The 13353-nt window shown below is 60.7% G+C and carries 7 protein-coding genes; 2 read left to right on the forward strand and 5 right to left on the reverse strand.

From position 1 onward, the window contains the following. Positions 1-35: 35 nt before the first annotated feature. Positions 36-3209, forward strand: a complete 3174-nt coding sequence (locus tag M0D64_RS01240) for a tetratricopeptide repeat protein (RefSeq protein WP_266256333.1) — start codon at positions 36-38, stop codon at positions 3207-3209. Positions 3210-3233: 24 nt separating this feature from the next. Here the strand turns inward: M0D64_RS01240 and M0D64_RS01245 are convergent, their stop codons facing one another. The 4 genes from M0D64_RS01245 to M0D64_RS01260 form a co-directional block, all read right to left on the reverse strand. Further along, complete coding sequence (locus M0D64_RS01245; RefSeq protein ID WP_154557968.1) at positions 3234-4073, reverse strand: ABC transporter permease; 840 nt, start codon at positions 4071-4073, stop codon at positions 3234-3236. 24 nt (positions 4074-4097) lie between these two features. Then, positions 4098-5366: an ABC transporter permease gene (locus M0D64_RS01250; RefSeq protein ID WP_266238274.1), complete on the reverse strand. Its 1269-nt coding sequence runs from the start codon at positions 5364-5366 to the stop codon at positions 4098-4100. A 218-nt stretch (positions 5367-5584) separates the two neighbouring features. Continuing rightward, positions 5585-6634: an ABC transporter substrate-binding protein gene (locus tag M0D64_RS01255; RefSeq protein WP_154557969.1), complete on the reverse strand. Its 1050-nt coding sequence runs from the start codon at positions 6632-6634 to the stop codon at positions 5585-5587. Positions 6635-6758: 124 nt separating this feature from the next. Further along, on the reverse strand, positions 6759-7856 hold the full coding sequence (locus M0D64_RS01260; RefSeq protein WP_154557970.1) for an ABC transporter ATP-binding protein: 1098 nt from the start codon (positions 7854-7856) through the stop codon (positions 6759-6761). 130 nt (positions 7857-7986) lie between these two features. Here M0D64_RS01260 and M0D64_RS01265 point away from each other — a divergent pair, with 130 nt between their 5' ends. Then, the gene (locus M0D64_RS01265; protein ID WP_266256334.1) at positions 7987-9540 is read left to right on the forward strand and encodes a PLP-dependent aminotransferase family protein; all 1554 of its coding nucleotides are present in this window, start codon (positions 7987-7989) and stop codon (positions 9538-9540) included. Between the two features lie 25 nt (positions 9541-9565). Here M0D64_RS01265 and M0D64_RS01270 read toward each other — a convergent pair whose 3' ends face one another. Beyond that, complete coding sequence (locus M0D64_RS01270) at positions 9566-13327, reverse strand: DUF748 domain-containing protein (RefSeq protein WP_266256335.1); 3762 nt, start codon at positions 13325-13327, stop codon at positions 9566-9568. Positions 13328-13353 lie beyond the last annotated feature (26 nt).

Below are 13353 nucleotides of genomic sequence, written 5' to 3' on the forward strand. Positions count from 1 at the left end.
ACACTCGCTCGCCGCTTATGCCATCCCCCTTTCCAATGAGCTCAGACGATCCTTCAGTTTGGTACGAGGAGGCTGTAGAGGCCTATCATGCGCACCGCTTTAGCGTAGTGCAGACGCTGGTCGATCGAATCCTTGGCCACGAGCCGGAGCATGCCCACGCCCTGCATCTGAGGGGACTGTTGGCGCTCGTATCAAACCAGAACCAAGTGGCGCAACGCTGGGTCGAGCGAGCGATTGATATTCGCCCCCACCCGAGCTTCTATAACACCCTGTACGCCATTCATCTCAGCGTGGGCGACTTCGACCGTGCCGTGCAAACTCTCCGCCAGGGTCTCGCGCTTTATCCCGACTTTCCGCGATTCCACTACAACATGGCGTTGACACTGCACCATCTGGATTGCCCTGACGAAGCGGTCATCAGCTACCGCCGGACGCTCGAACTCGATCCAGACAACTCGGAAGCGTGCAACAACCTGGGCCTTGTCTTCAGGGAGCGTGGCGCGTTCGACGATGCACAGCAGTACTACCGGCGCGCCATCACGCTCGCGCCGACCAATCTCAGCGCGCGCAGCAACCTTGGCAATCTCTTGCTGGCCACGGGTCGTTATGAAGAAGCCTGGCCTTATTTCGAAGACCACTGGGTCGCTTTCAGGGATACCGATGGACGCCCCAACCGAGTACGCCCGCAAGTGGCGCTACCACAGTGGAAAGGCGAAAGTCCGTGTGTGATAAATCGCACGACCAGCATGCCCGAACGTGGCGCGCGCCTGCTCGTCCTTCACGAGCAAGGCTATGGCGACAGTCTCCAGTTTGTGCGCTACCTGCCGCTCGCGCTCGAACGCTTTTCACTGGTGGCTTATGTCTGCCCGCCAAACTTGCGTCGCCTGTATCAGCAGGCGTTGTGTTCGCGCTGGCCCGGTCTTGTGCTGCTCGATGCAGTACCCGCCGATGTCGGCGGCTGGGACTGGTATTGTCCTTTGATGTCTTTGCCCATGGCATTCGGCACTCGTCTGGACAACGTTCCCGCCGCCGTGCCTTACCTGTATGCCGACCCCGAGCAGGCCGCCTGCTGGCACGCGCGATTCGCGGCAGTGCCGGCGCCCCACCTGCCACGCGTCGGCGTGGTGTGGGCGGGCGGTCATTCAGGCTGGGCGGAGGACAAGGTGCGCAGCCTGACATTCGCGCAAATTGCCCCATTGCTCGCTTTATCTCACGTACGCTGGATCAATCTGCAAAAGACAGATGACCCGGAAAAGCGTCCCGACGCTGCAAGCAAAGCGCTTCTGACCGACTGGATGGATGAAGTGACGGACTTTGCGGACACCGCCGCGTTAATCGAGAACCTCGACCTGGTGATCTCTGTCGATACCTCAGTGGCTCATCTTGCGGCAGCAATGGGCAAGCCGATGTGGCTGCTCAACCGTTTCGCGGGTTGCTGGCGCTGGCTGCACGATAGGGACGACAGCCCGTGGTACCCCACTCTGCGCCTTTTCAACCAGTCGCAAAGAGGCAACTGGGACGATGTGCTCGCGCGAGTCGCCACGGCTCTGCAAGAGGCCTTCTCGCCACACGACGCGCGTTGTGAAGAAGAAACGGACACTCGCTCGCCGATTATGCTGACCCCTTCCCCCGTGCACTCTGATGACATCGCAACCTGGTACGGCGAGGCCCAGACAGCGCATCGGGAAGGCCACTTCGATATCGAGCAGACACTCCTTGACCGAATCCTTGTCTGTGACCCGAAGCACGTGGGCGCCCTGTACTCGCGCGGGGTATTGGCGCTTGTGTCAGGTCAATTCGAATCGGCACAGAACTGGATCAAGCGCGCGATCGAGGTTCAACCCGATGCGAACTACTACAACATTCTGAACATCGTTCAAGCCAAATTGGGTGCGTTCGCCAGCGCTATAGAAAGCGCCCAGCGGGCTGTGGCGCTTCAGCCCGACGTCCCTATGCTCCACCACAACCTGGCGACGACACTCATGCAGCAAGGACGTCTTGAGGATGCGGCAATCAGCTTTCGCAGGGTGCTCGAACTCGAACCAGAACGCTTGACGGCACATACCTCCCTCGGCGACGTCTTCATGCAACTTGGCGCATTGGACGAGGCAGAACGTCACTACCGGTATGCCCACACCCTTGCGCCTGCAGATCTCGAAACTCACGCCGCTCTTGCCGTGATCTTGCTCACTGCGGGCCGCTATGAAGAAGCTTGGCCTTTTTACGAAAACCGCTGGGCCATGCATGAGCGTCCCGACCTAATACGCCCACAACTGCCACTGCCGCAATGGAAAGGCGAGAATTCGGACGTGATAAGTCGTACAGGCAGGGCGCCCGATCGTGGTGCACGCCTGGTGGTGGTTGCCGAGCAAGGCATTGGCGACAATCTGCAGTTTATTCGCTACCTACCGTTAGCACTGGAACGCTTTTCGCATGTAGGCTTTATCTGCCCTCCACCCTTGCGGCGCCTGTTCAAACAGTCATTGTGTTCGCGCTGGCCGGGCTTGATGCTGGTCGATACGAAGCACGGCGGCCCGCGCGATTGGGACTGGTATTGTCCCTTGATGTCATTGCCGATGGCGCTCGGCACCCGGCTCGACACCATTCCGGCCACGACACCCTACCTATACGCCCACGGCAGACAGGCCGCCAGGTGGCGCGTGAGACTAGCCTCATTGCCGAACGCTAACCTACCGCGTGTCGGGGTGGTGTGGGCCGGCAATTCAGACTTGTCGGTGGACCGACAGCGCAGCCTTACATCCGCGCAAATTGCGCCACTGGTGACGTTGCCGCAAGTACGTTGGATCAGTCTGCAAAAGACCGATGACCCGGCAAAGCGGCCCGATGCAGCAAGCAAAGAACGCCTGACAGACTGGACGGACGAACTCAGTGACTTTGCGGACACCGCCGCGCTAATCGATAACCTCGACCTGGTGATCTCCGTCGATACCTCAGTGGCTCATCTTGCGGCAGCAATGGGCAAGCCTGTGTGGTTGCTGAACCGTTTCGCGGGTTGCTGGCGTTGGTTGCGCGGCCGGGATGACAGCCCTTGGTATCCCAGCTTGCGCATTTTCACCCAGTCGCAGCGAGGCAACTGGGACGACGTGCTAGCGCGGGTTGCCGTGGCTCTGCAGCAGCGTTTTCCGCCACATGACGCGCGTTGTGAAGAAGAACGTGGTCTCCCCCACGCAGGAAATCAGACACCTTAATTTTACCCGTGCAACTCGCGACGCTTACGCCGCCACCGCTCGCGCCGCATTCCTTCCCCGCAGCCATTCCAACGCAAGCAACAGGCACGTCGAAAACACAATCAAAATCGTCGCCAGCGCCGCGATCGTCGGGCTGATGTTCTCGCGAATACCGGTGAACATCTGGCGCGGCAAGGTAGTCTGATCCGCGCCTGCCAGGAACAACGTCACGACCACTTCATCGAACGACGTAGCGAACGCGAACAGCGCGCCCGAAATCACGCCCGGCGCGATCACCGGCAACGTGATGCGAAAGAACGTCTTCACCGGATTCGCCCCCAGCGACAAGCTCGCGCGCACCAGGTTGTAGTTAAAGCCTTGCAACGTCGCCGCCACCGTCGTCACCACAAACGGCACGCCGAGCGACGCATGCGCGAGAATCAGCCCAATATACGTATTCGCCAGTCCAAGCGGCGCAAAAAACAGATACATGCCGACGCCGACCACCACCACCGGCACGATCATCGGCGAAATCAGAACCGCCATCAGCAAAGCCTTGCCGCGGAAATTCGCTTTGGTCAGGCCGATCGCCGCCAACGTGCCGAGCACCGTCGCCACGACAGTCGCCGAAGGCGCCACGATAAAGCTGTTCTTCGCCGCCATGCGCCATTCATCCGACCCGATCAGGTTCGCATACCAGCGCAGCGACCAGCCCGGAATCGGATACACCAGAAACGTGCTGGACGAAAACGACAACGGCACAATCGCCAGCACCGGAAGGATCAAATACAGCAGCGTCAGCACGGCAAGCGCGCGCAACGCGAAATACCACACGCGCTCGATCAAGGACGTATGCGGCGCAAACAAGGGCTTGGCAAGTTTCATCGCGAGTAAGCTCCGTTCAGCCAATCAGCCGAGGCTCAGGGACGAACGCGTGAAGCGTCCATAGATGACATACAGCACAAGCGTCGCGGCAAGCAGCAAACCGCCGAGCGCACACGCCATGCCCCAGTTGATCGTCACGTTGGTAAAGTACGCGACGTAGTAGCTGACCATCTGATCATTCGGTCCACCGAGCAACGCCGGCGTGATGTAGTAGCCGATCGCCAGAATGAACACAAGTAGTGCGCCCGCCCCGATGCCCGGATAAGTTTGCGGCACATAAACACGCCAGAAAGCGGCGAACGGATGACTGCCAAGTGAGATCGCGGCACGCTGATAGGTCGGCGGGATCGACTTCATCACGCTATACAGCGGCAGGATCATGAACGGCAGCAGAATGTGCGTCATCGAGATGTACACGCCCGTGCGGTTGAACAGCAGCGACAACGGATCGTGCAAAATGCCGCTCGCAATCAGCGCCTTGTTCACCAGCCCTTCGCTTTGCAGAATCACGATCCATGCGGCCACGCGTACGAGGATCGAAGTCCAGAACGGAATCAGCACGAGGATCATCACCAGATTCGCGCGGCGATCGGAGAGCGTCGAAATCCAGTAAGCAAGCGGGTAACCGAGCAGCAACGCGAAGAATGTCACGACTGCGCCGATCACGAAGGTGCGGCTGAATACGTGAAGATAAATCTGTTGATCCGGATCCGTCTCGATGATGTGACCGAATCCGTCTTGCTTGTGGTCCAAAGAAGCCAGTAGATAAAACGGCGAGTAGGCACCGGAATTTTTCGCGATCGCCTGCCAGTAAGCGACGTGGTTCCAGCGTTCGTCGAGTTCGACGAACTTCGCGTGCGTCTGGGCCGGCGTGAGTGTCAACGGCTTACTGTTGTCGTCGACGAACGGCATCGCGTGAGCCGACTTTGCGACCAGCGAGCGATAGCCTGGAATTTCCACGTTCAACCGTCGCGCCAGCGCGCCCATGCCATCGCTATCGGCAATCGCCGTCAGATCCACGGCCAGTGCAGAGTATGCGGCGTCAGGCGGCAGTGCCTTGCGATCCCAACCGCTCAACGCATTCAGCGTATGCGGCAGGGCGTTCATCACTTCCGGATTCTGCGCGGCCCGCGTCAATAGCGCACCGATCGGCACGACAAAAATCAGCAGCAGAAAAATGGCGAGCGGTGCAATCAGCAACAGCGCCATCGCGCGCTTCTTTGCTTCTGCGGCCTTTAGTTCTCGCTTAAGTCGAACATTCGACTCAGGCGTCGAATCGGCGGCGATCGTCATCGTAGTCACACCTCGTCTCCTCGATCCGGAGTTAGCGCTTTGGCTGTCGGCAGGAGTTAGCGCTTTAGCGCTTACTCCTGCCCCATGCAAAGCCCTTACCCCGATCCCATGCATCCGGCCGCTCGCGCACATCGCGAAGACACGCGTTTGCGTTTGTTTCATTGCATTGATGCGGCGCGGCTTCACCATAAAAGCCGCGCCTTCTCACACCCGGCTAATTACTTCGAAGCCCACGACGAAAAACGTTGCTCCAACTCATCGCCATGGTCGGTCCAGAACGAGAGGTTCTGCAGCACCGCGTTCTTGCCGTTAGCCGGCGAATTCGGCAGATTGGACAGCGTCTTCGGATCGAGCGCCTTGATGGCCGCCACGTTCACCGGACCATACGCAATGTTGTGCGCGTAGTCCTGCTGCGGCTTCGACGAAATCGAATAGGCGATGTACTTCTCGGCCAGCGCCTTGTTCGGCGTGCCCTTCGGAATCGCCCAGTAGTCGAGGTCGTAAATGCTGCCGTTCCACACTACCTTGAGGTTCTTGCCTTCCTTCTGCGCGGCATCGATACGGCCGTTGTACGCGGTGGACATCACCACGTCACCCGCGACCAGGAATTGCGGCGGCTGTGCGCCCGCTTCCCACCACTGGATATTCGGCTTCAGTTCGTCGAGCTTCTTGAACGCGCGGTCCTGGCCTTCCTTAGTGGCGAGCACCTTGTAGACGTCCTTCGGCGGCACGCCGTCGGCCATCAGCGCGAATTCGAGGTTGTAACGCGCGCCCTTGCGCATCGCGCGCTTGCCCGGGAATTTCTTCACGTCCCAGAAGTCGGCCCAGCCGGCCGGCGCGGTTTTCAGCTTGTCGGCGTTGTACGCGAGTGCCGTCGACCACACGAAGAAGCCCACGCCGCAGGTTTGCGGCGCTTCCGGAATCAGATCCGTCTTCTTGCCGATCTTCGACCAGTCAAGCTTCTCATACAGCCCTTCGTCACAACCACGGCCGATGTCGCCCGACTCAACTTCCACCACGTCCCAATTCACATGCTTCGCTTCGACCATCGCCTTCACTTTGGCCTGCTCGCCGTTGTATTCGACGGCGGTCACTTTATTGCTGGTTTGCGTTTCGAACGGCTGGTTGAATGCGACCTTTTGCGCGTCGCCATTCGCACCGCCGAAATTGACGACCGTCAGCTCGGCTGCATTGACTTGCGCGGCGCCCAGCGCGAGCGCCACAGCACCGACAGCGATGGCGCAGCGCGATTTCCCGATCTTGCTCATGGTGTGTTGCTCTCCTTTGGTGGTGTGCTTCAAGCTACGTACAGTGCGACTTGTTATGTGCTGCTTAGGTGAACTGCTTCTTTTGCCTGCGTCGAACGACCTACGACCCACGCAGTGCACGCGCTCACGCGCCTGCAAACACCCGCAGATGCTCGGGCGCAAACTCGAGCGCGACGGGCGCGCCAGGTGCGAAGGTTTCGAGTGCGTCGGTGCCGAGCGGCACCTTCACGAAGCACTCGTCCTGCTCCGGCAGACCACAGCGCATCCGCACGTGGTCGCCGAAATAAATCAGCCCGCGCGCTTCGCCGCTTAGCGCATTGGCGCCAGGCCGTGACACGCCGTTGGCGAGTTTCATACGCTCAGGACGGATGCAAGCGACCGCCGGCGTTCCCGCCCGCGCGCCGCCTATATTGCGTCCCGTAAGCCGTGTGCCGTCAATCAGATGAAACTCGCAGTACTCGCCATCGACGTTCGCGATCGTGCCGCGCAGCTTGTTGCTGTCGCCGATGAAGTTCGCGACGAACTCGTTGCACGGCGATTCATAGAGACGATCCACGGTATCGAGTTGCTGCACGATGCCTTTATCGAACACGGCGACACGGTCGGACATGGTCAGCGCTTCGCCCTGGTCGTGCGTGACGTAAACGAAGGTGACGCCGAGCTTCTCGTGCAATGATTTAAGTTCATACTGCATGTGTTCGCGCAACTGCTTGTCGAGTGCGCCGAGCGGCTCGTCCATCAGCACGAGCTTCGGCTCGAACACGAGCGCCCGCGCCAAGGCAATACGTTGCTGCTGGCCACCGGAAAGCTGCGCCGGGTAACGCTTGGCGAAGCCTTCCATGCGCACCATCTTCAGCGCATTATTCGTGCGATGCGCACGCTCTTCCGCCGACAGTTTGCGCACCGTGAGCGGATACGCGACGTTCTGCTCGACCGTCAGATGCGGAAACAGCGCGTAGTTCTGAAACACCATGCCGATGTTGCGCTTATGCGGCGGCACGGTATTGAGCAGCGTGCCGTCGAGCCAGATCTCGCCGCCGGTGGGAAATTCGAAGCCCGCCAGCATCATCAGACATGTGGTTTTCCCTGATCCGGACGGCCCGAGCAGCGTCAGGAATTCGCCCTGATAGATATCCAGGTCGAGTTGTTTGACGACCAGCGTTTCGCCGTCGTATGTCTTGCGCACACCTCGAAAGCTGACGATCACGTCATCGGTTTTCATCGCACTAGTCTCCTCTGCGGTCCGGCTGGCTCCCCCTGCAAAGCAGCGGGATTGCATTAATTGCGTGGCTCACTATAGTCCCTTACGGTTCTACAATATGGAACCATTTCATTATTCCGGATAGAACCACTTGGACACCGTGATCTTGTCGGATTGGCTTGCCGCGCGGCTCGACCGCGCCGCCGCCGAACCGGTCTACAGACAGACGTTGCGGCTGATGCAGCAGGCGATCCTGACCGGCCAGTTGCCGCCTGGCACAAAGCTGCCCAGTTCGCGCATGCTCGCCGAGGACCTCGGCATCGCGCGCAATACAGTGCTGCACGTCTACGATCAGTTGACCGCCGAAGGCTATGTGATCTCGACCACCGGAAGCGGCACCTATGTCGCCGACACGCGGCCGGACACGGCAGCCATGAATGCACGCAAGAAGCCGACAGTCGCGAGTGTCAATGTGGACGCCGCCGATCAAGCCACCGAGGCCTTAAAGCCGCCAAAACGCGATCTAGGCGACCTCTCCATGCGCGGACGCAGGCTCATCGATCAGGCCGGTGTCTCCGCCAAACAGTGGGGCGCGTTCATGCCCGGCGTGCCCGACGTCGCTGAGTTTCCGGCGCGAACATGGAGCCGCTTGCAAGCAAGGTTGTGGAAGGAAGCCAATCCCGATCTGCTGACTTATGCGCCGGGCGGCGGCTATCGGCCGTTAAGGCGGGCGCTGTCCGACTACCTGCGCGTCGCGCGCTCGGTGAATTGCACGCCGGACCAGATCATCATCACGACGGGTATTCATCAGTCGATCGATCTGGCCGTGCGTTTATTGACCGACGTCGGCGATCGCGCGTGGGTGGAAGAGCCGTGCTATTGGGGCGCGCGCAGCGTGCTGCAATCGTCAGGGATTACGCTAGTGCCGGTGCCCGTGGATGACGAGGGCCTCAATCCGCGCGAGCAGGATCTGCAACAGCCGCCGCGGCTGGCGCTCGTCACGCCGTCGCATCAATATCCGCTCGGCATGGTGATGAGTCTCGCGCGGCGCCGCACGCTGCTCGAATACGCACGCCAGCACAACGTCTGGATCATCGAGGACGACTACGACAGCGAGTTCCGCTACGGCAGCCGACCGCTTGCATCGCTGCAAGGGCTAGACGACGCCGGTCAGGTGATCTACGTGGGCAGCCTGGGGAAGATGTTGTTTCCTGGTTTGCGGATCGGCTACATGATCGCGCCGGAGCATCTGGTGGATACGTTCCGTACGGGCGTGGCCGAGCTGTACCGCGAGGGGCAACTGATGCAGCAGGCGGTGATGACCGACTTCATCATGGACGGCCATCTCACATCGCATGTTCGCCGTATGCGCGCGCTCTACGGCGAGCGGCGGCAGATTCTGATCGATGCGATCACCGCGCGTTTCGGCAACGAACTACCCGTGATGGGTGACGAGGCCGGGCTGCATCTGGTGCTTGGGCTGCCCGATCATGCGAACGATCGCGCGGTGACAGCAGCCGCTTACGATGCCGGCGTGATCGTGCGGCCCCTCGCCGCTTACTACAGCAGCGAGACGCCCGCGCGACGTGGACTGTTGCTGGGCTACGCCTGCGTGCCGAACGAGAAGATCGGTCCGGCATTCGACACGCTCGCGCGCGTGATCGAGCAGACGGCGCTGAAGAAGGTGCCGACGCGAGCCGCTTAACCGGTTCGCATCGCACCACAACGCATCACTTCAACCCAAAGTCCACCCGCGTCGTGGCGCCCTTGTCCTTGATGCCATCGGCGTCCAGTTTCGGCGCGACGATAAACACGCGGCTGCTGTCGATCTTGCCCTCGAAATACTGCTGCACGGCTTGCGCCCGTTGCTGGGCGAGCTGCCGCAAACTTGCGTCGTCGATCGGAGCATTGGCGGCCATCGCCGCCTTCATCTCGTCGTCCGGCAGGCTCTTGGTCAAGCCGACAAAATTGCGCGGCTTCTTGAAGTCGGCCGCTTTGTAGGCCTTGGCCAAGTACTTATCGTATTCCTTCGGATCCACGGTGACGGTCGACAAATCCACGCTCTCGCCATTGCCCACCACGTCCTTGATCTTCTGCTGCTTGACCTCGCGTTCGACGTATTGCGCACGCAGGCCCGGCCCGTCGACTGCCGGATCGACGCGGCCAATCAGATCGATACGGATCGAGCTCTTGTCGGCCAGCGCCTTCACGATGGTGTCGAGCTTCTTGTCCGCGGCGTCGGACAGTTTCGCCGACCCCGGTTCGAACTCGACGTAGCCCAATTCCTCGCCACCACCACCGAAGGCATTGGCGATCAGCGAGAACGGCGCGGTGACGGCTTTCTGCAGCAGATTGAGCACCGCATGCCAGATGAGCCCGCCGACGCTGAACTCCGGATTCGACAACGATCCCGACACTGGCAGATTCACGTCGATTTCACCGCGCGAGTTTTTCAGCAGTGAGATCGCGAGACGCACCGGCAGCTTGGTCGCCGTATCGTTCTCGACGTGATCGCCGAACGTGAGCTGGTCGATGAAAATATGATTGTTCGCGTTCAACTGATCGTTATCGAGCTGGTAGTGCAGATCGACGTTCAGCTTGCCCTTGGTGATCGGATACCCGGCATATTTCGCCGAATACGGCGTGAGGTTGGTGAGTTCGATATCGTGCGCGCTGGCTGTGAGATCGAGCGCCGGTTTTGCGATCAGCGGATTGACGGTACCGCGAATCGACAGCGGACCATTCGCCGCCAGCTTCGCGGCGATGTCCACGGGCGCAGGCGTTGTCGACTGCGTGCCGAACGCGCCGACCGTACCTTGAATGCCAACCAGGTTCGCGGTGAAGTTCGGCTTGATGAAGTTGTCCGTATACGTCACGCGGCCCTGTTGCAGCACCAGTTGGCCGAAGTGCAGTTTGACGGGGCTTTGCGGCGGCGTGGCGGCCGTAACTGTGGCCGGCGTGGCTGGAGTTGCCGACGACGCCGGTACCGGCGCGGAGGCCACCTCAGGCGCCGATGCAGCCTGCGGCGTCAACGGCACCGGCTCGTGGCCGCCGCTCTTGTCGCGTGTCAGCGATTGCGCGGCGCCGCTTTCATGCGCGACCACGTCCTTGAGATTCAGCTTGCCTTGCGCGTCGAGCAGCACACGCCCATAGAACTTCGTGAACGTGACGCGGCCCGCGTCGACCGCCGTGCCGTGTTCGTCGTAGTCGGCCTTGAGGTTGGTCAGCGCGAGCGAACTCCATCCTGCGAATGGGTCCGAAGTCGCCTTGTCGATCATCCGCACGTCGACGAGCGCGACGTCGCCGCGGTACGTCGCTTTGAGCGCCTTCGCCTGACTCAGCGCGAGATCGCCGTTCGCGTTGAGCAGCGCGCTCGCAATCAACGCATTCAGCTTGCTGCCGAAGTACGGTTCGAAGGCCGCCGCATCCAGGCGGTTCGCGTTCACTTTGACGGCCACCTTGAGCGGCGTCGCCGTGACATCGCCCTTTACGCCGAGCGTGCCTTTCTTGTTGAGCGTGGCTTGCAGATCGACCGGCAGCGGCTTACTCAGATCGTCGCTGATCTGTTGCACCTTCAATTGCAGCGGCGTCACGCTCAGCTTCACTGGATTCGGCGTCGTGTTGTCGGTGAAATTGGCGGTCGCGTCTTTCAGGTTGAGTTCGCCGATCTTGTAGTGCCACGCGGGCCCTTCCGCCTCCGCCTTCTTCACCGCATGGATCGCCGTGCGCTTCTGCTCGACCTGATGCGGACCCGCGAGCGCGGCGAGGTCGATGCTGCCGTCTTTCAGACGCTGCGCATTAACCACCAGGCCGGTCGTGTTGACGCCGGTGATATCGGCAGTGCGCCCCGCGACGTCCACCTGCTTGACCGTTACCTGGCCTTGCGCGAGCGAGACGACCGGATCCTTGCTGCCACGCGCCGCGAGTTTGAGCGACTGCAGATCGAGTTGTGTATCGGTGACCATGACTGCGACCGGCGACTTCGACCAGTTCGCGCCGACGTTGGCATTGGCGGAAAGCGCGCCGTCCATCACTTGCGCGGCGGTCGCGGTGTCGAGATACGGTTGCAGCAACGGCAACTTCAATGACTTCAGATCGAGCTTTGCGCTGGCGGTCTTCGCAACAAGGCCGAACGCGCCGGCCACGCCGAGCGAGCCACCGGCGTCCTTGAAGTCGGTATTGAGCGTGTAATGCGCGGGGGCCGGGGCGAGCGTCGAGAAATCGGTCAGCGTGACGGCCAGTTTTTGAAGGCCAAGGTCGACCGGACGCGAGGCGGCTTCATCGTGAACGTTGACGGTGCCGTCGTTGAGCGCGAAACGCTTGATCGACAGGTCCAGAGGCTGTGCGGCCTTTTCCGTGGCGCTGGCACCAGATGCCGCGACGGGCGCAGACGCTGGCACCGACGCAGAAGCCCCCGCAGCAGGCGCAGTCGCGAACATCCGCTCGACACTCAACACGCCTTCTTTATCACGCGCAAGATTGGCGCTCGGCGCGTCGATGCGGATCTCGTCGAAGTGATACAGGCTCTTCAACGGCTCCAGCGTCGCGGCAGCCACATGCACTGCACGCGCTGCGAAGAATGGCGCCTTGCTTTGATCGCGCACGTCCACGTCGTTCAGATCGACGGTGCCCGCGACACGCAACGAAGGCGTGCCGTTGGACATCACAAAGTTGAGCTTGAGATCGGTCGACAGCTTGCCGCTCTGCACAACCACAGGCAGCTTGGTCGGCGCGTAGGAGATGAGCTGCGGCACGTCGAGCCCGTCGAAGCGCAGCGACACCTCCGATTCGCGCGACGCGGCAAACGGCTTGGTCTTGCCTTCGATCGCAAGCGGACTGCCGTCGATACGCGCACGCAGCAACGGCTCGACGAAGATGTCGGTTTTCGAAGGCAGCGTAGCGATGAACGGAATGCCGAGCTTCCATTGATCGATCACGTGCGTTGCGCCGAGCAATTTGTCGTCGAACGTAATCTGGCCGTTTTCGAGGCGAATGTTCGACACCGAAAACAAGGTCGGTTTGCTATCGGGCTTGGCCGGCTGCTTCGAGAATTTCTCGATCAGGTCGGTGAAATTGAAGCGCTGCGCGTCATAGCGAACGATATGAAAGCGTGGTGAATCGAGCTGTATTTCATCGACGATCGGCGCGCCACGAAACAGCGAGCTCCATGACGGCTTCACGATGAACCGCGCAATATCGACAAAATCGCCCGCGCCGCCACGCTCGCCGATATGCACGCTATCGGCTTCGAGCTTGAGCGTGTACGGATTGAGTGCGATGCGGCCGATCGTGGCCGGCCGGTCGAGTTGCTTGCTGAGTTGCTGCTCGGCAATGTGACGAATCAACGGCGGCGCCGCGAAAAAGCCCAGCAGACCGAACAATACGAGGAAGATCAGCAGACCCGTGATGACACGCCGGGTGCGGCGTGACTGCGCGACATCGCGCACGGTCTGCATGGAAGAGGCGATTGATGCTTTATTGAGGCTTGCCATGCTCGGTCTTGGGTAATGCGGCGGCA

Source organism: Paraburkholderia sp. WS6, assembly GCF_030464835.1.
Lineage (GTDB): Bacteria > Pseudomonadota > Gammaproteobacteria > Burkholderiales > Burkholderiaceae > Paraburkholderia > Paraburkholderia madseniana.